Source organism: Arthrobacter liuii (assembly GCF_014639275.1).
GTDB classification, from domain to species: Bacteria; Actinomycetota; Actinomycetes; order Actinomycetales; family Micrococcaceae; genus Arthrobacter; species Arthrobacter liuii.
Genome location: NZ_BMFW01000003.1, coordinates 1 through 24,618, shown reverse-complemented (window position 1 = coordinate 24,618; position 24,618 = coordinate 1). Strand labels below are relative to the sequence as shown.

17 protein-coding genes and 2 pseudogenes are annotated in these 24,618 nt (G+C 62.7%); 10 read left to right on the top strand and 9 right to left on the bottom strand.

Going from position 1 to position 24,618, the window contains the following annotated elements:
• Window positions 1–12 precede the first annotated feature (12 nt).
• From IEW19_RS04045 to IEW19_RS04030, 4 genes are all read left to right on the top strand, one after another.
• A complete protein-coding gene (locus IEW19_RS04045; RefSeq protein WP_188570418.1) occupies window positions 13–312 on the top strand; it encodes a DUF4193 domain-containing protein in 300 nt (99 codons plus the stop codon).
• A gap of 157 nt (window positions 313–469) precedes the next feature.
• Complete coding sequence (locus IEW19_RS04040) at window positions 470–970, top strand: phosphatase PAP2 family protein (protein ID WP_229748320.1); 501 nt, start codon at window positions 470–472, stop codon at window positions 968–970.
• Window positions 971–1,252: 282 nt separating this feature from the next.
• A complete protein-coding gene (locus IEW19_RS04035) occupies window positions 1,253–2,323 on the top strand; it encodes a glucose 1-dehydrogenase (protein ID WP_188570416.1) in 1,071 nt (356 codons plus the stop codon).
• The gene (locus tag IEW19_RS04030; protein WP_188570415.1) at window positions 2,320–3,288 is read left to right on the top strand and encodes an aldose 1-epimerase family protein; all 969 of its coding nucleotides are present in this window, start codon (window positions 2,320–2,322) and stop codon (window positions 3,286–3,288) included. Before IEW19_RS04035 ends, IEW19_RS04030 begins: the two co-directional genes overlap by 4 nt.
• Window positions 3,289–3,409: 121 nt before the next feature.
• Here the strand turns inward: IEW19_RS04030 and IEW19_RS04025 are convergent, their stop codons facing one another.
• Window positions 3,410–3,847: a MarR family transcriptional regulator gene (locus IEW19_RS04025; protein WP_188570414.1), complete on the bottom strand. Its 438-nt coding sequence runs from the start codon at window positions 3,845–3,847 to the stop codon at window positions 3,410–3,412.
• A gap of 503 nt (window positions 3,848–4,350) precedes the next feature.
• Between IEW19_RS04025 and IEW19_RS04020 the strand changes: the two are divergent.
• The 6 genes and pseudogenes from IEW19_RS04020 to IEW19_RS03995 all read left to right on the top strand — a co-directional run bounded on the left by IEW19_RS04020 (window position 4,351) and on the right by IEW19_RS03995 (window position 11,807).
• A pseudogene (locus IEW19_RS04020) lies at window positions 4,351–5,106 on the top strand (ZIP family metal transporter).
• A gap of 21 nt (window positions 5,107–5,127) precedes the next feature.
• Window positions 5,128–5,766: a hypothetical protein gene (locus IEW19_RS04015; protein WP_188570413.1), complete on the top strand. Its 639-nt coding sequence runs from the start codon at window positions 5,128–5,130 to the stop codon at window positions 5,764–5,766.
• Window positions 5,766–7,625, top strand: a complete 1,860-nt coding sequence (locus IEW19_RS04010) for a glycoside hydrolase family 15 protein (RefSeq protein WP_188570412.1) — start codon at window positions 5,766–5,768, stop codon at window positions 7,623–7,625. The genes IEW19_RS04015 and IEW19_RS04010 overlap by 1 nt, the downstream gene beginning before the upstream one ends.
• Window positions 7,615–9,110: pseudogene (locus tag IEW19_RS04005) on the top strand (phytoene desaturase family protein). Before IEW19_RS04010 ends, IEW19_RS04005 begins: the two are co-directional and overlap by 11 nt.
• A gap of 547 nt (window positions 9,111–9,657) precedes the next feature.
• Window positions 9,658–9,876 carry a hypothetical protein gene (locus IEW19_RS04000; RefSeq protein WP_188570411.1) on the top strand — a complete coding sequence of 73 codons (219 nt, stop codon included), beginning with the start codon at window positions 9,658–9,660 and terminating at the stop codon, window positions 9,874–9,876.
• A gap of 95 nt (window positions 9,877–9,971) precedes the next feature.
• Entirely contained in the window at window positions 9,972–11,807 is a 1,836-nt protein-coding gene (locus IEW19_RS03995; protein ID WP_188570410.1) for a thiamine pyrophosphate-requiring protein, read from the top strand.
• A gap of 534 nt (window positions 11,808–12,341) precedes the next feature.
• Here IEW19_RS03995 and IEW19_RS03990 read toward each other — a convergent pair.
• The 8 genes from IEW19_RS03990 to IEW19_RS03955 form a co-directional block, all read right to left on the bottom strand.
• The gene (locus IEW19_RS03990; RefSeq protein WP_229748319.1) at window positions 12,342–13,463 is read right to left on the bottom strand and encodes an enolase C-terminal domain-like protein; all 1,122 of its coding nucleotides are present in this window, start codon (window positions 13,461–13,463) and stop codon (window positions 12,342–12,344) included.
• A gap of 178 nt (window positions 13,464–13,641) precedes the next feature.
• Window positions 13,642–15,312: a GMC family oxidoreductase gene (locus IEW19_RS03985; RefSeq protein ID WP_188570408.1), complete on the bottom strand. Its 1,671-nt coding sequence runs from the start codon at window positions 15,310–15,312 to the stop codon at window positions 13,642–13,644.
• The gene (locus tag IEW19_RS03980) at window positions 15,312–15,968 is read right to left on the bottom strand and encodes a gluconate 2-dehydrogenase subunit 3 family protein (RefSeq protein ID WP_188570407.1); all 657 of its coding nucleotides are present in this window, start codon (window positions 15,966–15,968) and stop codon (window positions 15,312–15,314) included. Before IEW19_RS03980 ends, IEW19_RS03985 begins: the two co-directional genes overlap by 1 nt.
• Complete coding sequence (locus IEW19_RS03975; RefSeq protein WP_188570406.1) at window positions 15,965–16,423, bottom strand: hypothetical protein; 459 nt, start codon at window positions 16,421–16,423, stop codon at window positions 15,965–15,967. Before IEW19_RS03975 ends, IEW19_RS03980 begins: the two co-directional genes overlap by 4 nt.
• 95 nt (window positions 16,424–16,518) lie before the next feature.
• The gene (locus tag IEW19_RS03970; RefSeq protein WP_188570405.1) at window positions 16,519–16,695 is read right to left on the bottom strand and encodes a hypothetical protein; all 177 of its coding nucleotides are present in this window, start codon (window positions 16,693–16,695) and stop codon (window positions 16,519–16,521) included.
• Between the two features lie 206 nt (window positions 16,696–16,901).
• The gene (locus IEW19_RS03965) at window positions 16,902–17,921 is read right to left on the bottom strand and encodes an SDR family oxidoreductase (RefSeq protein ID WP_188570404.1); all 1,020 of its coding nucleotides are present in this window, start codon (window positions 17,919–17,921) and stop codon (window positions 16,902–16,904) included.
• A gap of 59 nt (window positions 17,922–17,980) precedes the next feature.
• Complete coding sequence (locus IEW19_RS24405) at window positions 17,981–19,699, bottom strand: glycoside hydrolase family 15 protein (protein ID WP_505592650.1); 1,719 nt, start codon at window positions 19,697–19,699, stop codon at window positions 17,981–17,983.
• A 1,896-nt stretch (window positions 19,700–21,595) separates the two neighbouring features.
• Window positions 21,596–24,061, bottom strand: coding sequence for a sensor domain-containing protein (locus IEW19_RS03955; protein ID WP_188570402.1), 2,466 nt, complete (start codon window positions 24,059–24,061; stop codon window positions 21,596–21,598).
• Window positions 24,062–24,618 lie beyond the last annotated feature (557 nt).

Here is a 24,618-nt window from a genome sequence, read left to right as displayed (position 1 = left end):
ATGAGTAAGGCCATGGCCAGCGATTACGACGAAGTCCGCCCTGACGTAAAAGAGTCCCAAGAAAGTTCATTGGAAGCACTGCGGACAGAAAACATCCCCGACGCACGCAGCGTCGTGAGGGAACTCGAGGAGGCCGACACCGTGGACGGAGTCAACCTGCCCGGGGATTACATCGCCGAAGAGCTCATTGTGGAAGTCGTCCCGCAAAAGGAGGACGAGTTTTTGTGCTCGTCCTGCTTCCTGGTACAACACCGCTCCCAACTGGCCCAGGAGAAAGATGCGCACGCCTACTGCATCGAATGCGAGGGATGAAGCATTGACGGTCCTGGCAGCACCTGACCACACAACCAGCAGCCTGCAGGGGCACTCGCCTGCCACCGCAGCAGCTTAACCGATCTGTCCGTACGATGAGCAGCAGATGAGCAGTGGTCATCGGGCTGCCCAACAGAGCGGGCACAAACGTTTCTCCTTGGGTAACAGCAACAAGGTCTCCACGGTCCGCTTCCTGGCTCTTCATGCCGTGTCCCTGAGCCTGCTCCTGGCAGGCATGTCCTCGTTTGTACGTCTGTGGCGCCCGATACTGTTGGCCGGCACGATGATCACGGGGGTGGTCCTCACGGAGGTAATCGCCCGCCCTGTCGGACGTTCCCGGCCGCCGGCCGGAATAATGATGCTTGGCGCCGACGCGACATCATCCTTTCCATCCGGGCACGTCGTTGGTGCCTCGAACTTCCTGCTCGTCGGGGCTTACCTGGTCTTTTCACGTTCCTCCAGCAGAACTGCCGTGATCGGTGCCTTCGGTGCCGCTGCCCTTGGTTTGACCGTGGAAGCAGCAAGCCGTGTCTACCTCGGCTACCACTGGTTTACCGACACCGTAGCCTCCGCCTGCCTCTCCATCGCTCTCCTCGTTGTCGTGATCCTGCTGGACGTCAGCCGCGGGGAGCCGCCACGTCCTGAACGTACAGCGTGATTTCCTCGAAGCTGAGGCCCCCCGCTTCCGGCCTCCCGGAGGGCCTCCGGGAGGGAACCGGACGGTCTGGTCGCCTCCGGCGTTTCCCGTCTGCCTGAAAAGGAGCCTCACCGAATGACACACCATTGCCGCATCTTAGGCCGTCGCTTTACTGCCCGCAGACCTACGGGACAGCAGATGGCCCCCATTAGTACTTCCTCCATATTCCGCGACTGTTGCACACACGCAACTAGTGCGGGAAGCTTGACAGAGGTAGGTTTCTCAATCCGAAGGGAAGAAGTAATGCGTGCATTGACGGTAACTCCCGGAAAGAAAGGCTCACTCAGCCTGCGCGACGTTTCGGAGCCCACGGCGGGCGAGGGCGAGGTGCTGGTGGAAGCTCTGGCCGTGGGCCTGTGCGGAACGGACAGTGAAATCGTTGCCGCGGAGTACGGTGAGGCGCCGCCGGGCCAGGACTTCCTGGTGCTGGGGCACGAGAATCTGGGGCGGGTGCTGGACGCTCCCCCGGACTCCGGGCTGGCCAAAGGGGACCTGGTGGTGGGCATCGTCCGCAGGCCGGACCCGGAGCCCTGTAAAGCGTGCGCCGCCGGGGAATGGGATATGTGCCTCAACGGCAACTACACCGAGCACGGGATCAAGGGCCTCGACGGTTTTTCCCGGGAACACTGGCGGGCGAACGCGGAGGCAATGGTGAAACTGGACCCCGATCTGGAGGACGTGGGCGTCCTGTTGGAGCCCACTACCATCGTGGCCAAGGCTTGGGAACAGATCAACCGGATCGGGAAGAGGGCCTTTTTCGATCCTCATACGGCCGTGGTGACCGGGGCGGGACCTGTCGGGCTGCTCGCCGCCCTGCTGGGAGTCCAGCAGGGCCTGGACGTCCACGTCTTCGACATCGTCACGGACGGACCCAAACCGCAGCTTGTACGCGACCTGGGGGCCACCTACCACAGCGAACCGCTGCCGGACTCCGGCATCAAGCCGAACGTCCTGGTGGAATGCACAGGCGTCACTCCAGTGGTACTGGAAGCCCTTACGTGCCGCGCCCAGGACGCCGTCACTTGCCTGACGGGAGTGTCCGGAACGGGCAAGCAGACACGGGTGGACGTGGGGGCGCTCAACCGTGAGGAAGTGCTCATGAACGGAGTGGTGTTCGGCAGCGTCAACGCCAACCGCCGCCACTACGACGCCGGCGCGCAGGCATTGGCGGCGGCGGACCGGAACTGGCTTCGCCGCCTGATCAGCCGGCGGCTTCCGCTGGAACGCTTTGCGGAGGCCTTCAAACACCAGTCCGACGACGTCAAGGTGGTCCTGGACCTGAAGGCCCCCGGCCACAGGAACCAACAGCTATGAACCCCAGGGGCGGGTCTCAGCAGACCGCCGGAACGCGCCTGCTCCCCTCCGGACGCCAGTACGGCATTGCCTGCGGCAGCCAAACCGCCACGGTGACGGAAGTGGGCGGTGCATTGAGGGAATACCACCAGGACGGGAGGGACCTGCTGGACGGGTACGGACCGGAGGACATGTGCACCGGCGCCCGGGGGCAGTCACTGATCCCTTGGCCCAACCGGATCAAGGGCGGCAGTTACGAGTGGGAAGGCCAGCAGCTGCAGCTAGACCTGAGCGAGCCGGACAAAAGCGGTGCCATCCACGGGCTCACCCGTTGGCGGAACTGGGACGCCCCGGTTGTGCAGCACACTGAAGACTCCATCTCCTTCACCTACACCCTGCATGCCTGCCAGGGTTGGGCTTGGATCCTTGACTGCCGCCTGGACTACCACCTGGGCCCGGGAGGGCTGACCGTACGGACCACGGCAATGAACCGGAGTGCATCACGTTGCCCTTACGGGACGGGGGCACATCCTTACCTCAGCACCGGCGTCACCACTCCCGGCGCCATCGATGCCGCACTGGTGCAGGTGCCAGGTCGAACCTTCCTGCCCGTGGATGAACGGGGGATACCCACCGGGCACGAGCGGGTGGAGGGCACGGAGTATGACCTGCGGGAACTTCAACAGCTCGGCGGGCGGCATATCGACGTGGCCTACACCGACCTGCTCCGCGATGCCGACGGGCGGGCCCGGGTGAAACTCCTGCGCCCGGACAACTCCGGAGGAGTTGAGCTGTGGGTGGACGGATCCTACCCGTACGTGGAAATCTTCTCCGGAGACACCCTCCCCCAGCCCCACCGGCGGCGCACGGGGCTGGGTGTGGAACCCATGACATGTGCCCCTGACGCCTTCAATTCCGGCGAGGGGCTGATCGCTCTTGAACCAGGGCAGTCCCACGCTGGCGAATGGGGGATAAGGCCGCTCTGAGGGACTGCTCCGAATCCGCGCGGGGCACAAACACTGACGCCGCCTGTTGGTCAACTATTGCTGATACGCAACTATTAGGGTTCAATGAAGACATGGCTTGCGGCACCAGGACCCCGTCACTTCACGTGTTGGCCCCCAAGGTAAAGCGGCCGTCAGTGGTGCCTTGGACACCGGCGGCTGCCGCGAAGGCCTCCAGCGCGGCCGCCAATGCCGGCCGGCGGCCCGATGGCATCCTCGAAATGACCTCCGCGATAGCCTGCCGCCGGTGCTCGAGAACCGAGTCCACCAAGGCATTTCCTTTTGTGGTCAGTTCGAGCCGGATGTATCGCCGGTCTGCCGGGTCTTCGCGCCGTTCGAGCAGGTCAGCGGCGACCAGTCGGTCGCAAATGCGTGTGGCGTTGGAGGCGTGGACACCCAGTTCAGCGGCCACGCCGCCCAAATTTTGCGGTCCCCGGGTGTGGATGAGAACCAGGACCCGCAATTGCGGGGTATTCACCACGTCCTCAACCTCAGCCACCGAGCGGGACACGACGCGCAAAAGGGTATCTGCGGCACGCATTACCGCTTCAACTTCCCGGCTCGATGGTTGCGGGATTGATTCAGGTCCACCAACTACATCCATAGGCACAAGTTTCCTCCCATAGTTGCTTCCCCGCAAAATTTGAAGATTCCACAGCACAAGTACGGGAACCCCGGTCCGGATAAGGAGAATCATGAAAACACAACAGGCATAAGATACCGTACCGGAAACCCTGGACGGGATGGACCGACTCATCCGGAGCTGGAGACGGGCGGGTTTGCGCGGTCCCTCAAGATACTGCCCGCCGTAGCGATCTTCCTCCCCTATCGCAAGGCTCCGAGGGGGTGCGGACGCCAGCGGCCCTCGGTCCTTTCGGAGCAGCGGCCGGCGGCGGAAGCCTGGCCGCCGTACGACCAAGATAAAGCTTCCATTGCAGGTCAACAAATACCGCGCCCCTGGATGCTGACAACAATGGAAAGGATCCATCTTATGACGTACCTGAAAAACGATCCGACCCTTTGCCCGCTGGCAGGGGCTGCGTGATACCGGCGTGGTTGCTGGCCTGGATGTGGGGCACCATCGCCGGCGGGGCCTTGGTTTTGGGGTGCGCCCTGGCATGGAAATGGAGGATTCCGTCCAAAGTAGTGTCCTCCGTGATGTCCTTTGGCGCGGGCGTGCTGATCTCGGCCCTCGCGTTTGGACTGGTGGAGGAAGCCGTCAACGGCGGTGGTCTCTGGCCCACGATCGGGGGCTTCGCCACGGGCGCCGTCGTTTACGTTGCCGCCAACGCCCTGCTGGCCCGTAAAGGCGCCGAGCACCGCAAACGCTCGGGTGGGAAACAACCGTCGGAGCAGCAAAAGCCAGGTAGCGGGACCGCCATCGCCGTTGGGGCACTGCTGGACGGTATCCCGGAATCGGTGGTCCTCGGCGTGGGCCTCGTAACCGCCGGCGCCGTCAGCCCAGCCATGCTGGCCGCCGTCTTCAGTTCCAACGTCCCTGAAGGCCTCTCCAGCACGGCCGGCATGAAAAAGGCTGGTCGCAGCGCCAAATACGTGTCCGGCGTGTAGGTGGGAATCGCCGTGCTTTCAGGGCTTGCGGCACTGGTCGGATTCCTGGTCCTGCAGGACGCACCCGCCGAAGTCGTCGCCTTCATCACTGCAGTGGCCGCCGGAGCGCTCCTTGCAATGCTCGCCGACACGATGATCCCCGAGGCCTTCGAAGAACACCACCTGCCCACCGGGCTGATCGCCGCCGTCGGATTCCTCGCCGCATTCACCGTTGACCAGATAGGAAGTTGAAGTGTGACTGAAAGGATTCCCATGAGCAACGAGCCAGGGGACGCTTACCGCGCCAACCCGGAACCGCTGAACCCGGACCCCACAGGCCAGGACCCCAGCGCCAAAGACCCTGCCGCGGGCGCGAAACTGCGGCTCCAGCTGGCCATCTTCGACGTCACCAGGCACGCGCAGGGCAAAAGCTTTGACGTGATTCTGGAAAGTCTGCGGTCTGCCTTCGCCGCCCAGGGCGTTGGGACACCCCCGGGCACCTGGCTTGAGTCAGTGGCCTCCTCAGCCTTCTACGGTGAGCCGTACATCATTGATTTCCCGGCAGCGGTCGCGGCAGACGATGCTGAGCCCGCTCCGAACAAAGACATCAGGGATCGGCTCGCCTCCCGCCGGGAACTCCGGGAACTCCGGGAGGAGAAACTCCCGGCAGGGACCTTCCCCTCTGCCCGCGACTGGAACGTACCGGCCGACGCGGTCACCCACCCCCGCACTGCCGGCCCGGCGCGCCAGGTCACCGTATCCCGGACGGAAAGTGGCACCCGTGCAGTGCTGACTGCCGTAGCGGTGGCAATGGCGGTGCTCATCACCATCCGGGCTCTGCAGCGGTCCAGCCGGCGCCTGGTGCCCCCTACCGGTTCATTCAGTCAACGGTACGGCCAGAAAGGGCAGTAATGTCTGACATCAGTGATTACGCAATCCTCGGTGACCTGCACACAGCCGCGCTGATCAGCAACAGCGGGTCAATCGACTGGATGTGCTTGCCCAATTTCGACTCCCCGGCCTGCTTCGCAGCCTTGCTGGACGCCCCGGCCGCTGGGCGGTGGCTACTGGCACCCGCCGGGTCGCAGAAGTGCACAAGCCGCCGGTACCGCCCAGGCACCCTCATTCTGGAAACCGAATGGGAAACGGCCGGCGGAAACGTCAGGGTCACCGACTTCATGCCTATTCGGGATGACGCCGCCGACCTGGTGCGTATCGTTGAGGGCCTCAGCGGCAGCGTGCAGATGTACGGCGAACTATGCCTCCGGTTTGACTACGGCCACATCGTGCCCTGGGTCCGGCGCAACGACCATGGCTTAAGCGCCGTCGCGGGCCCCGACGCCGCCTATCTGACCACCGCGGCCCCACTCGAAGGCCGCGACATGCGCACGGTCAGCGAATTTACCGTCCGGGCCGGCGAAAAGGTGCCCTTCGTGCTGCGCTGGCTGCCCAGCAGAAAACCAGCCCCGGGGCAAACTGACCCCAGTGCGGCGCTCCGAACAACGGAGGACTTTTGGAAGGAATGGATCGGCCGCAGCACGATGGAAGGAAAGTACAAGGACGCCGTCGAACGGTCCCTCATCACCCTCAAAGGACTCATCTACGCACCCACCGGCGGTATCGTCGCAGCGCCCACCACGTCCCTGCCGGAAGACCCCGGTGGAACCCGGAACTGGGACTATCGCTTCTGCTGGCTCCGCGACGCGACGCTGACACTGCAGTCCCTGCTCGCCGGAGGCTACACGGACGAAGCCGCGGCCTGGCGGGAATGGCTGCTGCGGGCGATTGCGGGCGACCCCGCTGACCTGCAAATCATGTACGGCATTGACGGCACCCGCCGGCTCCCCGAAACGGAACTGCCATGGCTCTCCGGCTTCGAAGGATCCAAACCTGTCCGGACAGGAAATGCTGCCGCACCACAACTGCAGCTCGATGTTTGGGGTGAGGTCCTGGACGGGCTTTCCCTCACCCGCGCCGCCTTCCCGGACACTGTCGATGATTCCTGGGACATCCAGGTGGCTCTCATGGAATACCTCGAAGGTGCATGGGACAAACCCGACAACGGGCTTTGGGAAATGGGCGGGCCCCGCCGGCAGAACACGCACTCAAAAGTCATGGCCTGGGTCGCCGCGGACCGGATGGTCAAAGCAATCCGGCAATCCGGGCTGCCCGGCCCCGGGGACCGCTGGGCGGCGCTGCGCGACACCATCCACAAAGACGTCATGACCCACGGCTTCGACAGCCAGCGCAACACCTTCATCCAGTCCTACGGATGCAAAGAGCTCGACGCAAGCCTCCTGCTGATCCCCCGCGTAGGGTTCCTGCCCCACGATCACCCCCGCGTCGTCGGCACCGTCGAGGCAATCCAACAGCACCTCACCGAAGACGGGTTCGTCCTCCGCTATCACCCACAGGCCAGCAACGATGGGCTGCCCGGCACCGAAGGCGTCTTCCTCGCCTGCTCGTTCTGGCTTGTCGACGCCCTGCTGGGAATCAACCGGCGCAACGAGGCGGAGGAACTCTTCGAACGCCTCCTCAGCCTCCGCAACGACGTCGGTCTGCTCAGCGAAGAATGGGACCCCAAGAACCAGCGGCAATTGGGCAACACCCCACAGGCCTTCAGCCACTTTCCCCTCATCCGCTGCGCCCTGCAACTCCACCACGGCCGGTCCAAACACAGCAACACTCCCCTGCCCAGCCCGAAAAAGGTGAGCCCTGCCAGGCCGGCGGGTGCGAGGAATCCGTCTGTGGAATGTCAACGTGAAGCCTGACGCCGTGGTTGTGGGGGCGCGGCCTGACGGGCTGGCTGCTGCCGTAACCTTGGCGCGGGCTGGGCTTAAAGTGCGAATGATTGAGGGAAGCCGGACGGTCGGGGGTGGCACCAGGACATCAGAGCTGACGTTGCCCGGGTTCCTGCATGACGTTTGTTCAGCTGTCCACCCCATGGCCCTTGCCAGCCCTTTCTTCCGGGCCTTTGAACTTGAAAAGCGCATTGAGCTCCGGGTTCCCGAAATCTCCTACGCCCATGCAGTGGACGCAGACACAGCTGGGATCGCTTACCGCGGCCTCCCCCGAACAGCTGAGGGCTTGGGCCCTGACGGCGAGCGTTACCGTCGGCTGTTCAAACCCCTCGTTGAACGGGTCAACGGAATCACTGACCTCACCATGCACCAACTGCTGCGCATCCCCGGGACCGCCTCGGATCACTCCTCTACGCGGCCAGGACCCTGGAACAGGGCGGGCCTTGGTGGAACGCGCGCTTCCAAGGTGACATCGCCCCAGCCATGATCACCGGTGTCAGCGCCCACTGCATCGGGTCGCTGCCAGGGCCGGCGACCAGCGGCACAGCGATGTTGTTGGGCGCGCACGCCCATGCGGGCGGCTGGCCGCTCCCCGTCGGCGGATCCCAGTCAATCGCCAACGCCATGGCGGAGGACCTGCTGAACCATGGCGGTGAGATAGTCCTTGACTCCCCCATCACCGGCCTGGCTGAAGTCCGCGATGGCTCCCGGCCTAAGGCCGTTCTTTTGGACCTCTCCGCAGCGGGACTTGCCCAGATCGCCGCAGCCGAACTTCCCACACGCTACCTGCGTAGACTTGCCTCGTTCCGGTACGGAAATGGGGTCAGTAAGGTCGACTTCGCCCTGTCAGGGCCGGTACCGTGGGCCAACCCTGCCCTTGCCGCCGCCCCCACGGTGCACTTGGGCGGAACCAGGGCCCAGATGTCGCGGGCGGAGGCCGAGGTAGCGTCCGGAGGGCATCCCCGACGGCCCTTTGTCCTTGCCTGTCAACCGTCGATCCTGGACAGCAGCCGCGCCCCCTGCGGATATCACATCCTGTGGACCTACACCCACGTCCCTGCGGGCTCGACTGTGGACACGACAGAAACGATCATCCGGCGGGTCGAACAATTCGCGCCGGGCTTCCGTGACGTCATCCTGGCCGCGCACTCCATCACGGCCCACCAATACAGCCAATACGACCCGAACTACGTTGGAGGCGACTTCTCTGCAGGGGCACTGTCAGCCCGTCAACTACTCAAACGCCCGGTAATCTCATCCGACCCTTGGCGGACACCGGCAAAAGGTGTCCATCTATGTTCATCCTCAACCCCACCGGGGCCCTCAGTCCACGGCCTGTGCGGTTGGTACGCCGCACAATCCGCGCTTAAACGAGAGTTCGGACTCCCCTCACCGGAACTCACGTACCGGACGTTGCCGCCGGGGAAGCAGGCGAGGGATGACCTGGGAAGGTAGCGGGTGAAGGACCTGGACGGGCACCAGTGGGGCCAGTCGCTCTGGGACACGTGTCCTCGTGACCCGGCCGCCCCTGCCCCAAGGTCTCTCCGTCCACTTCGCTGCCCACGTCACGGAGCCAGCGGGCCCAGCCCGCCGGTGGAAGGCGAAGGCCCAGATGACGCGCCGGAGCGCCCCCATCGGCAACCATCGCCAAGCGGTCGCTTCGATCAAAAATCCGGACACCACCGCATGTCATAGGACGGTCACCGGGGCTGCCGGGGAATCAGGAATCAAATGATGATCAGCAACCTATCGTTCTGGATCACCACTTGTGCTGCCGTCGGAACGCCCCGGAGAATCAGGCTCGAGAAAATCAAGGTGCGGGCACTGCGGTTCTCCAAGTACTGCGGTCCTGGAACCCGGACGAGGAATAAGCGGATGATCGGGTGTCGCGGTCCGGGATGACATGAAGTCATTTCCTTTGCGTTCCCGCAATGGTAGCGTTGAAGCAAGGAATCTCGGCCTGCACCCTGCCGTCGAATGCCCCTTTCGGAAAGGGAGGATCATGGACCAAGGTTCAACAGCCTTCATCCAGTGGCTGTGCTGGACAGTTGCCGTCGTCAGCGCGGGCACCGCACTGGTCCGGGCCGGTGTGGCTTCCACCGCCGGGCCCCGGATCGTTCGGGAGAAAAGCGGACAGATAGGCATGCTCTGGATATTATGCGCCGCTTCTGTGATCACCGGCTTCATCCTCGCGGCAGCTGCTGTCCGGAGCGGCAGCTGAACAACAACACCACGGTGGGCGCGCCGCTGGTCCTCAGTTAGGCCGAACTGGTCACGATGACCCTTCGGCCAATACCAAAAGCAGGAGGAAGAACCATGGCAACTGTCAGCGATTTTGTGGTCCAACGCGTGAGGGATTGGGGTGTCAGCCGTATCTTCGCGTTTCCTGGCGACGGGATTGGCGAGTTCGATGGTGCCCTGGAAAAAGCCCAACGCGCTGAAGCAGGCCTGAAGTATGTGCGCCCGACGCATGAGGAGATCTGTTCGTTGATGGCCACCGCGCACGCCAAGTTCACCGGTGAGGTGGGCGTATGCGTTGCCACCTCCAGTCCCGGTGCTTTCCACATGCTCAACGGTCTCTATGACGCGCAGATGGACAATCAGCCTGTCGTGGCGATCGTTGGCCAGCAGGGGCTCAACGCGTTGGGTACCTTCACGCAGCAGGAGAGCAATCTCGAACGCACTCTTGCGGACGTCGCAGTCTATGTCCAGACGATCGTCTCCCCGGAGCAGGCTCAGGCCGTCGTGGACACTGCTTTCCGTACCGCCAAAGTCAGGCTGGGTCCTGCCGTGATCATCTTTCCCCACGATGTGCAGGGAATGAAGATGCCCGAGCTTGCCCCCCAGAACTGGGTATCGCGCTCCAGCGCTGTTGCGCCGTCCATCTCAATCGTCCCCCCGCAAACTGAGATCCAGAAGGCAGCAAACATCATCAATGCGGGCAGTAAAGTCACGTTCGTCGTCGGCCACGGGGCGAATGGGGCCACCCATGAGGTCCTAAAGGCCGCAGAACTCTGCGGGGCCGGCCTGATCACGGCCCTACGCGCGAAACAGGTTATTCCCTCCGACGTGCCGCACCATTCCCAGCAGCTCGGCCTCCTGGGTTCCCTGCCCAGTGCCCATCAAATGAGCGGTTGCGACACTCTCGTATTTCTCGGCACAAACTATCCCTACAGCCAATTCCTGCCGAAGAGCGGCCAGGCGCGAGCGATCCAGATCGACCTTAAGCCCGAGCAAATGGGGCTGCGCTATCCCACCGAACTCAACTTGTGGGGTGATGTGAGGGCAACCCTTAGCGCGCTCATCCCGCATCTGGTCCAGAAAACCGACCTCTCCTGGCAGAACACCGTCGCCGAGGAGATGCTGGAGTGGGAAGGTGAGATGGAAGCACAGGCGATGCTGACCTACAAAGACGGCGTCAACCCCCGGCGCGTCTACCATGAACTCAACAAGCGCCTGCCGCCGCGCGCCATCGTCACGGCGGACGCCGGTTCCACGGCAGACTGGTACGGCCACCACATCAGACTTCGCCGCGGGATGCTTGGTGATCTTTCCGGAAGGCTTGCCAGCATGCTCGCCGCCATGCCGTACGCTACAGCCGCAAAATTCGCCTATTCCGACCGATCCGTAATCTGCACCATCGGCGACGGCGCCTTCCAGATGCTCGGCATGAACGAACTGATCACGATCAAAAAGTACTTGCGGGACTGGGAGGACCCCCAGCTGATCATCCTGATTCTGCACAATAACGACCTCACACAAGTCTCCTGGGAAATGCGCACCGAGGATGCTAACCCTGTATGGTCCACCTCCCAGGACGTTCAGTCAGTAGACTACGCGGGGTGGGCGGAGTTGCTTGGCTTCCGCGGCATTCGCGTCAAAACAGACGACGAGGTCCCCGGCGCCTGGGACACGGCATTCGCGCACCAGGGGGTCACCGTCATTGATGCCTACACAAGCAAGAACGTACCGCCCCTTCCCCCGCACATCACCCTCGAGTTCGCGAAGCACACTGCGGAGGCACTACTCAAGAAAGACCCTGACGGGGTCGACGTGGTGCGCGACTCGGCCAAGGCCCTCCTTACCGAAGGAATTGAACGCGTTAAAGGGAAACTTCACCTTGGCCAAGCCGACGACGGGGAAGAACGCTAACGAGAGCACGGGCCAGGCGTTGAAGAACCGCCCTGGCCGGACCGTTATGGATGGATGGCTCGCGGAAGCGTCAATACGGCGGCATAGTTGATTGCGCCCTCCGGGAAACACGGTTGGGACCATTACTAGAGGAAGCCGCATAACCGCTGAGTCGTTTCTTTGTGTCCATATGCATGATTGGGCCCTGCTTCGCCTGCGCGGTTCAGGGCTTGCGGCCAAGACGCGAAATGCCCCTAGTGGGAGGATAGCCGTTAAGGCCGAGGCCTCGCTACCGGACCGAAGGAGACTAGCACGGGCTTCAATCCCAAGGGGCAGAGAATGCCACGAACAGTCAGAAATCACGAAGAAGACTCCCTTGGAATAGGCGCCCTCGCTCGTGGCTCAAAGAAGGTGTCATGTTCTTCGATCTCCCAGAGGCACGCAGATCACCGGCCGTCAGTTTGGCCGGTGATCTGAGAGCAATCCACGAATAGGTCCGCCCGGGAGGAAGGAGCAGCGAGTCAGAAGGGGACGAGCGTCGTCCGCCGGGCTTGTCTAACCCACCCGGTACTTTTCGACGGCGGCGCCGCGGAAGGTCAGCCCGTTGCCCGGCGAGCCTGCATCGGGTGCGATAGCGCCGCCGCTGGGGTCCAAGGTCCCATCAAAGAACGTCCGTTCGATCCGCACGTGGTCGTGGAACCACTCCAGATGCCGAAAGTTTTCTGTCGCGGCAGCAACGGGAGCGCTCAGGTTCGGTGCGCAGTGGCCGGACACCTGAAGTCCATACGCTGCCACCGCAGCGGCTATCCGCAGCCATTGGGTGATGCCGCCGCAGCGTGAGACGTCCAGCTGAACGCAGTCCACGGCCTCGGCTTGGCATAACCGCTGGAAGTAGAACAAGTCAGTACCGTATTCCCCCGCGGCAACGTCGGCAGTTATTGCCTCCTTAACGGTCCGCAGTCCGAGTAGGTGGTCGGAGGACACCGGCTCTTCAAACCACGCGAGCCGGGATTCCTGAGCCGCTTCGAAAACCCTGACGGCTTGTTTCGCCGTGTAGGCCCCGTTGGCGTCGACGAACAGTTCTGCGCCGTTCCCGATGATGCTGCGTGCCTGGAAGATGCGCTGCAAATCCCGCGGGATGTCATTTCCGTTGTCCTGACCAATCTTTATTTTCACTCGAGGGATCTGCTGACCGTGGACCCAGCCGGTGAGCTGGTCCTCCAGTTGTTGACGGGAGTAGGTGGTGAACCCGCCGCTGCCATAAATGTTGATCTTGTCGCGCGCCGCTCCCAGGAGGCGGAACAGGGGAAGGTCAAGCAAACGTGCCTTCAGATCCCATAAGGCACAGTCCACCGCCGAGATGGCGTAGCCAGCAAGCCCACTCCGGCCGGTATTTCGTACGGCCCTCAACATCGAAAGGGCCGCGCCTGTTGTGTCCCAGACACACCGTCCGGAAACGGCTGGCTCAAGCAGTTCTGTGATCAGCTTTGAGCAGGAGGGTGGTGCATACGTCCAGCCGAGCCCCTCGCGGTCGCCGGCCCGGGCACGGACCACCACAACCGTAGTGGAATCCCAGGCGAAAGTGCCGTCTGCCTCCGGGCTGTCGGTGGGAATTGTGTAGGTGCCGACGTCCAGGCCGGTGAGGGCCGGATCGGATTTAGTTCGAGTGGCCGGCATGGTCAGCCTTTCTTGTTTGGGAAGGTTTCCTGCCATTCTGCTTTGGCTCCGCCGGCGGCAATGTGCACCATGCGCAAACCATCTCCTGGAGGCGGGGGCTTCGCCGCAGCTCCCTTTTGCGATCTCCGCAAAGGAACTAGCTGACGTTCGGTCTCTTTTGCCGTTGTTTGTTCATTTGCTAAGCAGTGGCTGGACGTGCGGGCTGTGTGGTTTTGGTGGCTTTGCCGGCACCGCCCGCGATCAATCGATTCGCGGCGCGGGCCGTGACGGCCATGATGGTTAGTGCCGGGTTGGCGCTTCCCTGGGTCGGCAATACGCTTCCGTCCGTGATGTAGAGGTTAGGTACGGCGAAGCTGCGGCAGTCGGCGTCGACAACGCCGCGTTGTTCGTCGGCGGCCATTCGCGCACCGCCCACAAGATGGGCAAAGCGTTTAATGGTGATGACTTCCTCGGCGCCTGCACCATAGAGGATCTTCTCCATGGCTCCCTGGGCCGCCTCCATCAGCTGGCGGTCATTGTCACATTGGGAGTAGTGGAAATGCGCGACTGGCATTGAATTCCTGTCCTTTTCCGAACTGAGCGTTACACGGTTGTCGGGCTGCGGTAAGAATTCGCACAACGCTCCCAGACAGGCCCAGTGCACGTAGTCGCTCATGTATTCACGCAGCTTTCCCCCCCAATGTCCCTGCGCAGCGACGTGCTCTGCCCACGTGATGGGCAGCGGCGATACCGTCTGTATGGAGAACCCGCGCTTGTAGGGTTTGGACGGGTCGGTTTCGTAGAAGTCCTCAGAGCTGACTTCCGGCGGTGGGGCCTTCCACATTCGCACCTCAGACTCGAACCTGCCGGCCGTCTGGGGTGCCCCCTGGACCATCAGGTATCGCCCCACTTGGTCGAAGTCATTGCATAGCCCCGCCGGGAAACGTTTACAGGCGGAGTTGAGCAACAAGCGCGGTGTCTCGATGGAATAACCGGCGACGGCGACGATCCGGGCACGTTGGAAGCGGGCCCGTCCGTGCCGGACGTAATGCACTCCGGTGGCCTTGCCCGTTCTGTCGTCTATTTCGATCCTGGTGACCATCGAGTCGGCCCGAACCTCCGCCCCGTGGTGCAGGGCATCGGGGATATGGGTGACCAGTGGTGACGCTTTGGCGTTGACCTTGCAACCCTGGAGGCAGAAACCGCGGTAAATGCAGTGCGGGCGGTTGCCGAAGCGGCCGTTGGAGATCGCGACCGGGCCAACCTTGGCCGTTATGCCGGACGCCAGCGCCCCCCGAAGGAATAATTCACCGTTGCCCGAAACGGGGTGGGGGCTGTGAGGATACGAGTGTGGGTCGCCCCACGGCCAGTGCTCTCCGGCTACGGGCAGTTCCCCCTCGATGTCCTCGTAATAGGCTTTGAGTTCCCCATACTCGAGCGGCCAGTCGGCACCCACGCCATCGGCGCTGTAGGTATGAAAGTCACTGGGATGGAACCTGGGCGTGTAACCGGCGTAGTGCACCATGGAGCCGCCCACTCCCCTCCCGGAGTTATTCGAACCGAGCGGTACCGGATCATCTCCGGAAATGATCCGGGGTTCGGTCCAGTACAGGTGGTGCGAGCCTGCTTCGTCGCTCACCCAGTCACGTTCCGGGTCCCAAAACGGGCCAGCGTCCAAGGCCACAGCCTTCCAGCCAGCGCGAGCCAGGCGCTGAAGCAGGGTTGAGCCGCCCGCACCACAGCCGACGATCACTACGTCGACCTCATCCTCGTCACGAAACTGCGCCATGTTGGCGCGCATGGCATGATTTGTTCCGGGCACGGGAGGCAGCAGCCAGGCCGAGGCATTTCGATCTTTTACCGAAGCCATCAGCGTTGCCTTCCTGTTTCAGATTTGGCCTTGTGTGGTGCAGGATCCTGGGCCGGGCGCGCATCCGCCACCTCGAAGGGTTCCCGGGCGTTGAGACCGAGATTCTTGTATCCCCGGGGATAAGCGGGCCCGGCGAAACCTATCTCGTCCCAGGCCAGGGGGTGCGAGTAGAAGGCCGTGCATGCGTACCGCGTCCACAAGCTCCAGACGCGAGACGCCTGTCGGCCCCGCCACTTTTCCGCTGCCTGAATGTCGGTCAGAAGCAGCGTTTGCTCTTCACAGGAAAGCTCGGCGAACGGCCTTTCGTGGCGTTCACGGGCTTCGGCGTCCAGCTCAGCCAGTGTGCTGCGCCAGGCAGCCGGGTCCGGTTCCATGTCTTCGTAATGCCAGCCGTCGGTCTGGTCCTCAGCCAGGCGGGCATCGACCATGTTTACCACTGGAACCCGGGGCTCTTGGCGCTGGTCCAGCAACTGATCAAACAGCGCCCTCGCTGCTGCTTCCTCCGCAACGGTAAAAAACCGCAGATCTGTGGGCCGTCCCAGGCGGGCCAGGACCACCCCCTGGGTAACCCGATCCCAACGCGAGGACTGTCCTTGCGCGTCGAAGCCGGGAAAGCGGCCGCCGCCGTCGTTGGCGTCAAGCGGGAGTGCTGTCACTTTTCCCTCCTCAGTACTGCGGCAAGCAAACCCATCCCGCCAACCAGCGTCACCAGAAGCGGTGCCAGTAATGGTGGTCCCATCTCCATGTTGTAGGTCAGGTTGGAGAATCCTCCAGGCTTCTGGGCGATGCCCCGCGCGTGCAAATACGTTCCCTGCAAGCCGTTGGCGACGATGGCCGCGGAAGCCAGGGGAAGTGCTGTCTTGGCCATCCTCTTGCTAAAGATCCCGGCGATCCCGGCAGCCGCTCCCACCGGTCCAAGGGCGACCGGGAGCCACATGAGTTTGTTGCCGAAGCTTGCCTTGTCGTGTTCAAAATATATTTCCGCCGCGGTAACCAGGGCGCCGGCCGCAGTGAGCCCGGAAAGTGACCTCTCAAATCGTCCGGTTTCCACATTGCGGATCATGCGGTCTATCCCGTGAATGGTTGCATTTGTTGGAACTGGTGTCTTCATGCCGCTCCCCGTCCTGACGCTGCTTCTTTCATTCCGCAAAATCTTCCCTTACTACACACGCGGCGCTGATCCCCAGTGGCCCAATCAGAGCCACATCATCCGCGCCGGCGGGGCGCCGCCGCGGGCGCGCCCCGTTTACGACGGGAGGCAACCGCGAATTCCATGCCTCCGAACAGCCCTGCGATCACGGCGTCCACGGCGGCTGCCCTGCGGCGCCGCCGATCGGCGAGGGCCAGGGCGGCCATGCTGACGGAGTGCAGTAAGTCGACCACGCCGGCACCCACGCGGAGCGCACCTGAGGTTGGGACTGCCCCAACGACTATGGCTTGAATCAGATGCCTCGCGCCCAGAATGCGCATCACGGCCCGGACACGCGCATCCGGTTCCGGTTGCTGGCGAACCGCAAGACGGAAAACCGGCGCCGGGAAGGCCAGCTGGCACAGGCCGTATGCTCCGCGGGTGGTCTCCAGCGGCTCCATCATCGCCGCCTCTTTCCCAGCGACAGAGGGAGCAACGTCAACAATCCCGCTGCCGCAGCTCCGGCCGCTGCCAAGAGGCCGTGGTGATGGGAAGCCCACAATTGGCCGCTCCACTCTGCTGAACGCCCATCAAATGCGCCGTGGGTGCCGAAGTCCCGGTCCTCGTCTGCCGGTTTCCAAAGGTTTACGGGCTGATCGGGGTCGCGCGGTTGCGGCCTTTGCTGGGATTTGAATCCTGTCCGTGCCAAGTACCTGTCGAGCAGCCCTGGGACGACGGCATTGGCCACCAAGGTGCCCATGGTGCTTCCTCCAACCCAATACTCCCGGCGCTGCGGGTGGGCGGCCGCGTAAAGGACGCCACTTGCTGCAACTTCGGGCTGGTATATGGGCGGCACCGGCTGGGCCTTGTTCGGCAGACGGGAAAGCACCCAGCTGAACTGTGGTGTGTTGACGGCCGGCATCTGCACCATCGTTGTCCTGATCGGGCTTCCATCGTGGAGCAGTTCGCACCGAAGGGATTCGTTGAAGCCCTGGATGGCATGTTTTGCACCGCAATAGGCGGACTGGAGCGGGATTCCGCGATAGGCAAGGGCCGAGCCCACCTGGACAATAGTGCCCTGCCCCTGCTTCTTCATCCGGTTCAATGCGATCATTGTTCCGTAGACGTACCCGAGATAGCTGACCTCGGTGACGCGCTTGTACTCCTCGGGTTTAATATCCGCAAAGGGGGCGAAAACTGAAGTGAAAGCGACATTAACCCAGACGTCGATTGGACCCAGTTCCCGCTCAACGCGGGTGGTTGCCGTATCGAGGGCATCGTGGTCGGAGGTATCCACCGCGATCGTCAGTGTCCGTCCCCCCGCCGCTTCCACTTCTCTGGCTGCACTGGCCAGTCCTGTTTCTCCCCGGGCCAGCAGCGCGACGTAGGCTCCTTGTCGGCCGAAGCCGATGGCCGTGGCCCGCCCGATACCGCCGCTCGCGCCTGTAACAACCACTGTCTTGCCTTTGAAGGTGTTCATGCCTGCTCCTTCTCGCGTCTCGGTTACTTCACCAAATATGTGGTTGGCCGTGCTCGCCGTCAGGAATTCAGGCCGCCCCACGGGGGCGGAGGATCCGCCAGCCGACGTGAGGTTTCGAGCATGGCGGCGTGTACAAAGGCTTGTGGGAAATTGCCACGAAGTTGGCGTTGCTCGACGTCGTACTCCTCCGTGAAGAGGCCCGGGGAGCCGCAGGCAGCGCGGTTTCTTTCGAACCAGCGGGCCGCTTCAGTGGTCTCTCCGCTTTGGTGGAGGGCCATGGCCATGTCAAAACCACACAGCAGGAACGCTCCCTCAGACTTGGCCAGAGCCCGTCCATCCTGGCGGAAGCGATACAGGTACCTGTCCCTGGCCAGGCCGTCCTGAACTGTTCTAAGGGTGGCTACTGACCGGGGGTCATCGGGCGGAAGAGCACCGCGGATCACCGGAAGAAGCAGCGACGCGTCGACGCGGTCATCATCCGGTGCGCGTTGCCACCGCCCGCTGGGGTGCAGGCAGTCATTGGCCACGTCCGTAATCAGGGTGTCAGCCTGTGACGTCCATTTCGCCCCCTGTTGCGGCGGGGCGTTCCGCCCTATGGCCCGCAGGCCGGCAGCGCAGATGAGGCGCGAATGGGCCCATTTGCGGTTGTCGAGTTCCCACATGCCCGCATCGGGTTCCTGCCACCGCCCCATAATGGCGCCCGCGCAGATCTCTGCCGCCTTCCAATGCTGAAGGTTCAGCCGGTCATTTTCTGCAGCGGCGGCGAAAAGCAGTAGTGACTCCCCGAATGCATCCAGCTGGAACTGCTTGTTGACCCAGTTCCCGGCCCGGCCCGCGCCACCGGGGTATCCGGGTAGCCCAATGTCCCATTCATCCGGGACCTGGCCACCCTCCGTGGTGTACGCCGGCCGCATATCCGGTCCGTCCGCAAGCAGTCTGGAGGCAACAAAACCCACCGCGTCGTCCAGCAGTGGAAACATCTTGCAAGCCGCGACTGCCTGGCCGACGTAACACTGGTCCCGGATCCACGCATAGCGGTAGTCGTAATTCCTCTTCTGCTCGGCCCGCTCGGGCAAGCCCATGGTGGATGCCGCCACCATCGCGCCCCCCACCCCCGTCATTCCGCGGAGAACAGCATATGACTGCCGGCAGTCATCGGCGGATATCGTGTTATCGAACCGGGGAACCGCCGAATGCCACGCATTTTCCGTGGCACTCCAAGTGGGCCCCGGCTCCGCCGGTTCTCCGGGAAGTTGGTGATCGGAGATTTCCAGCACAAGATCGTGGGAATCACCTTCTGCCAGCTCAAAAACCGCTTCAAGACCTTCTTCCCCGGACTTCGCCCTCGACGCACCAACCAGACGCACCCTCATGTTCCCGGAACGCGCAGTCCACACACCGTCTTGACAGGAAAGACGGGTCATTTTGTGCTTGCCGAAGTTCGCCCGCACGTCCAAAACCATCCGAACAGACGCCGGGCCCAGTACAGCAGAAATCCGGCGCAGCAGTACCGCCCCAGTAGGATCCCCGGGATATGCCAGCGCCTCGCGGCACTCAACAATCCCAGTCCCGGTTACCCACCGGCTCACCCAAATCAGCGTTCCGTCCTCGTACTGTCCGCCCCACACATAGCGGGGATCGGTCGGACTTACCGCGAAAGTCCCCGGCCCACCCAGCAGCCCCGAGAAGACGGCATCACTGTGCCAGCGCGGCGCACACATCCAGACCACATCTCCCCGGGGACCTATCAACGCCGCCCGGGCACCGTCTGCAACCATCGCGTACTCACGCAAAACATGCGGGGGGAAGTCCATTGGTGGCTCTGCCATAACAATTAGTCTAAGGGCAATAATTGCTAGGGCGCAATGAACATCCCCCAGATTCGGCAGACCAAATGCTCAAGTCCCCCAGCTTTTCTCCCGCAGTTCGCATTGGGATGAAGTTTCCCTTATCATTGCGTAGACGCAATGATATGTTGTAGGCAAATACCCGTGGTTGAGTTCGCCCCGGCTAGGAACTGGAAGAGCCAGAATGGGAGAAACGGCTGCGCGGCAGCCCAGATCCCGGTGCGCGGCCTGAATCCGGCGGAAAACAAAAGCCTGTGGTCGATGCCACAGATCCGGCCGTCCCGGCCGCGCAGTACATGCCCGCTCTTCCGGTCGGCGTTGTTGGCCACACAGCCGAACAACGCCATTCGGACGAGGTCGGGATGGGTTCCGGGTGCATCCTCGCAGAGTGTGCAGTAGCGATTCCGGAAATTGCAGGCGACGAACCACCGCAGGGAGCAAACGCCACGACGAAGATACGGTTTAAGGCTGACAGCCCACCGGCCGCCACAACAGGAGGCACCGAGCCTGCACGACCGGTTAACACCCTGCCGCGTTGCTAATGCCCGGCTACTGCGTACTTACTGTCGTTCAACTCGTTTCAGGAGCTACGGCTTTGGGATTCCAGGGAGTGATTCTGACATTGGCGAAGGCATCTGTCCCCCAAGTCGATCCATCCGGGCTGAGGTTGGTGACATCGACGGTGACACCAAGGAGTCCAAACCCAAACTCTTGCATCGCGCTGGGACTCGGGGACACTGGAAGCGTTCGGGAGGGAGTGCAAGTGCCCAAGGTGGAGAGGGTGTTGGATTCACGCGTGTCACCGGAAAGAATCCGTGGAACGTTACTGGACTTTAGCCCGCGCAGGCCCGATGTCTGGCCCGGGATTTATCCGCCTTTGTATGAGGTTTACCCGGTGAGTGAGGCTCCCGCGGATCTCCGGGAGGGAAGCAAGTCTCCGGGCGGGACTGTCTGGGCCAGGGAACACTACGACTGGTCAGATCCCCAGGTTGTCACATGGACGGTGCGGGAGAGCAATTTCTGCGCCCCAGGCAGTTACGTCAGCGCCCGGATCGAGCCAGGTGAGGACGGGGGTCACGGCTCCACGTGACCTGGAACCGGAAACCGGAAACCCACGAGCTTGGCAGTCCGTCTCGCGGCGTTGTTGATCGTGGTGACGCGGAACGCGCCGGTCGCGGGCTCGCTGCGTCAAGGCCTCCGACGCCTGGAAGCCAGCGGCACACCTTGATGCGGGCCAAGTTCTTCCCGGGGTTCTAGAGGGTCGTCCTCGGAAGTCTTACGTCGAAAAAATTCATCGGCTTTGGCGGTGTCGTCAAAGTATTCCCGGCCTTCGACCACTTTGCCGTAGCAGACCACGAAGACGATAACCGGTGCGGCGTCCATCGTTTTACCATTGCTCTGGGCATGCGCGAGATGAATGCCGACCTTATGTGGTTGGCACCAACGACGTCCTGGACCGTGGCCTTGAAAGACGCTTGGGAACGGGTGACAAGCTCACCGAAGTAGCCCAGAACAGCGTCCCGTCCCTGCTTCACCCCTAACAGCACCACGTAGCGCCAACGGGGGCAGGCCATCACCGTAGTCCCCGCGTCATACATCCCCCGAGTCATGCGCAGGGAATACGGTCCATTCCGTTAGCGGTGACCAGTGCCGACGTCGTTTCGGCCCGCCGTTTCAGGTACCTCACCGTTCGCGTACGCCGGATGGCCGGGACAGGCCACTCCCCCGGCTGACCCACCACCAGCGGATGTCGCCGGTAACCCATATTTCGTATGTGGCCGCCGGCGGGACCGACTGCCGTAATTCCTGCGCGACCGGGGTGCTGTGTTAGTGCGCTGGGGCCTGGGGCTTCTTGAGGGCAGGAAAGGTGCTCAGGAAAGCGGGGACCTGTTCGGCCGGTATTGGTTTGCTCCAGATGAAGCCCTGGGCCTGCGTGACGCCCAGGCGGCGCAATTCCCGTAACTGGCTTTCGGTTTCCACGCCTTCTGCGACGACGTCCAGTTTAAGGCTGTTCGCCATTCCCAGGACGAGTTCAATCACTGTTCCGGCGCGGGGGTCCGCCGCCAGTTCCTGAACGAAGGTACGGTCGATTTTCAGGGTCCGTGCAGAGAGCCATTTGAGGTAACTCAGCGATGAGTAGCCGGTACCGAAATCATCGATGGAAAGGCCGACACCCATGCGGTAGAGGCGCTGCAGTGTTTCCTTTGGCAGGTCGGGTTCGTCCATTAGGACAGTTTCGGTGATTTCGAGGTTTACGGCGGAAGGATCAATGCCGGTTTCCCGGATCGCTGTCTCCACGATGTCGGGGAAATCCTCCGCGACGAGCTGCCGGCCTGAGATGTTAACCGCGGCGGTCAGGTCAGGCCCCTCCGCCAAGTCCCTGCGCCATTGCTGGACCTGGTTCAGGGTTTCCTTCAGCAGCCAGCTTCCGATCGGGACAATCAGACCTGTTTCTTCGGCGATGGGGACAAACCTGTCCGGCATCAGCAACCCATGGGCCGGGTGCTGCCAGCGGAGTAATTCCTCAAATCCGAGCGGTACGCCCGCCTCGAGGTCCATGATCGGTTGGTAGTACAGACACAGTTCGTCCCTGTCCAGGGCCAGCCGTAGGTCTGACTCCAGATCAAGCCGTCCACTCGCTCGCTGGGTCATTCTGGCGTGGTAGACCACCGATGCGTTCCCGCCGGCCGATTTGGCCCGATACATCGCGGTGTCCGCCCCACCGAGCATGGATTCGGCCGTCTCCTTCGGACCGGCCAATGAAATGCCGACACTGACGTTGAGGAAGAGCTGGCGATCCTCAACCTCAAAAGGGGCCCTGAGACGTTCGCGGATCCGAGCAGCCAGAACCTTGGCAGCACGCACCCCCAAGTTTTCGCAGACGATAACGAATTCATCACCGCCGAAACGAGCCACGGTATCGCCTTCCCGGACGGCCTCCATCAGCCGCTCACCGAGGAGCATTAGAATCCTGTCACCTCCCCGGTGGCCGATGCCGTCATTGACCAGCTTGAACCTGTCAATATCGATAAACATGACCGCCGGCCGCGAGCCGCGGTCAAGGAACCCCTGCAATACCTCGGTGACCAGGTACCGGTTTGGCAGGCCGGTCAGTGCATCGTGGCGCGCCTGCCATTGCAGGACCTGTTCCGTGTCCTTTCGCTCGGTCACGTCCAGCACCGTGTCCAGAAACTGCAACGGCAGGCCATCAGGGCCGTACACGGTCCGTATCCGTGAATGCAGCCACCGTTGCCCGCCGTCGGACCGGATGATGCGGTACTCGATATCGGCATATCCCGCACCCGCGTGCAGGCTGCGCCACACCTGCCCTACGCGGTCGCGGTCCTCCGGATGAGTCCGCTCCAGCATCCATGCCCGCGATAGGGAATCATCGCCCTTCGCACCCACAATGCGGCCGAATTCCTCCGAGTGCCAGGTCGCGGTGTCGTCGGCGGAATATTCGATGCTTCCCACCTGGGCCATCTCCTGCGCGGCCAGCAGCCGGCGCCGCTCCGCGTCCGCTTCGGCCCGCAGTGCCTTAATTTCCGTGATGTCCCGCGCGATGGCGGAAGCGCCGGCGAGCTTGCCGTCCTGCCCGTATACCGGTGACACGGTCAGTTCAACATCGATGATTGACCCGTCCTTGCGCCGCCACCGCGCTTCCACACCGGTAACAAATGCGCCGCTGCGGATCCGCCCGGCGACACGATGGTCCAGGTTTTCCGAGTCTGCCGTCGTGAACAAGTCGTGGGTTTTCCCCATGGCCTCAGGCCGGTTCCACCCGAACATACTGATCGCACCCGCGTTCCAGATGGTGATCTTCCCGTTCATGTCGGCGCCGATAATGGCATCTCCTGAGGACTCCACCATCGCGGAGAGGCGGCGCAGGACCGCTTCCTGGCGTTTCCTGTCGGTGATGTCCTTTGAGATGGCCACAATGTCCACGGGCACGGTGTGTCTGCCCCTGATCGGGCTGATCGTTGCATGCACGGGAAACTGCCTGCCGTTCCGGTCACGGATCCACAACTCGCCCGCCCAGTCGTGTCCGTGCGAGATCAGTTCTGCGATTTCTTCCCCCGTCAGCCCATTCCCGACGGCCTGGAGGTTCATGACGATTCCTAAATCTTGCGGCGTCATGCCCAGCACCTCGGCGGCGCGGAAACCATACAAACGCTCCGAGGCGCGGTTCCAGTACGTCACCCGCCACTTGCTGTCCATCCCGATCACAGACTGACCGATCTCGTCCAGCAGCAGCGACTGCGTCAGCAGATCATCCCGTTCTTGCCCAACCATCGCTCCCCTGCGTCCTCCCCAGCCCGAACCCGGCAGCCCCATCGGTCCAGTTGCTGAAGTATAGGCCAGGCGCCGCCACAACCGGCAGCCTCCCGCGGCCAAACCCTGCACTGCGAGTGCCCCCGAAATGGACGAACAAGATGACTCATGCACCTAAACCCTCGATAGCTGCAGCAACGGTCACCGAGCCGGACCGGCCACGGTACCCCTCGTGTAAGCATCAGCACACACACAACGTTCAGTGGCGTCCTTTCTTCGCTATCGTCGTGGGGAGTGGATCCGACGGCAACCAGGCCGACCCTTCCGAACTCTCGTAATTCATCTGCCACCCGCCCATGCGCGACGCCCTGGCCGAGATGACCCGGGTCGCCGGGGTACCTGCTCAGGCACCTGGCGGCTTAAGGCCGTTACGTGGCCGGTCCAACTTTCGGGGACCAGTTCGGGGTTTACCTGCCGCCTTCGATTTTGCGGCTGCGCTGGGTTTGGGCCATCGGACCGTAAGGATAGACCCCTACACGGGGTTGGCTGGTCTGGGTGAGCCGCAGTGTTTCCTCCGG

Coding starts and splice junctions, on each gene's coding strand:
- IEW19_RS04045 (WP_188570418.1), top strand. CDS start 13: ATGGCCAGCGATTACGACGAAGTCCGCCCTGACGTAAAAGAGTCCCAA.
- IEW19_RS04035 (WP_188570416.1), top strand. CDS start 1,253: ATGCGTGCATTGACGGTAACTCCCGGAAAGAAAGGCTCACTCAGCCTG.
- IEW19_RS04030 (WP_188570415.1), top strand. CDS start 2,320: ATGAACCCCAGGGGCGGGTCTCAGCAGACCGCCGGAACGCGCCTGCTC.
- IEW19_RS04025 (WP_188570414.1), bottom strand. CDS start 3,847: ATGCGTGCCGCAGATACCCTTTTGCGCGTCGTGTCCCGCTCGGTGGCT.
- IEW19_RS04015 (WP_188570413.1), top strand. CDS start 5,128: ATGAGCAACGAGCCAGGGGACGCTTACCGCGCCAACCCGGAACCGCTG.
- IEW19_RS04010 (WP_188570412.1), top strand. CDS start 5,766: ATGTCTGACATCAGTGATTACGCAATCCTCGGTGACCTGCACACAGCC.
- IEW19_RS04000 (WP_188570411.1), top strand. CDS start 9,658: ATGGACCAAGGTTCAACAGCCTTCATCCAGTGGCTGTGCTGGACAGTT.
- IEW19_RS03995 (WP_188570410.1), top strand. CDS start 9,972: ATGGCAACTGTCAGCGATTTTGTGGTCCAACGCGTGAGGGATTGGGGT.
- IEW19_RS03990 (WP_229748319.1), bottom strand. CDS start 13,463: ATGCCGGCCACTCGAACTAAATCCGATCCGGCCCTCACCGGCCTGGAC.
- IEW19_RS03985 (WP_188570408.1), bottom strand. CDS start 15,312: ATGGCTTCGGTAAAAGATCGAAATGCCTCGGCCTGGCTGCTGCCTCCC.
- IEW19_RS03975 (WP_188570406.1), bottom strand. CDS start 16,423: ATGAAGACACCAGTTCCAACAAATGCAACCATTCACGGGATAGACCGC.
- IEW19_RS03965 (WP_188570404.1), bottom strand. CDS start 17,921: ATGAACACCTTCAAAGGCAAGACAGTGGTTGTTACAGGCGCGAGCGGC.
- IEW19_RS24405 (WP_505592650.1), bottom strand. CDS start 19,699: ATGGTTGCAGACGGTGCCCGGGCGGCGTTGATAGGTCCCCGGGGAGAT.
- IEW19_RS03955 (WP_188570402.1), bottom strand. CDS start 24,061: ATGGTTGGGCAAGAACGGGATGATCTGCTGACGCAGTCGCTGCTGCTG.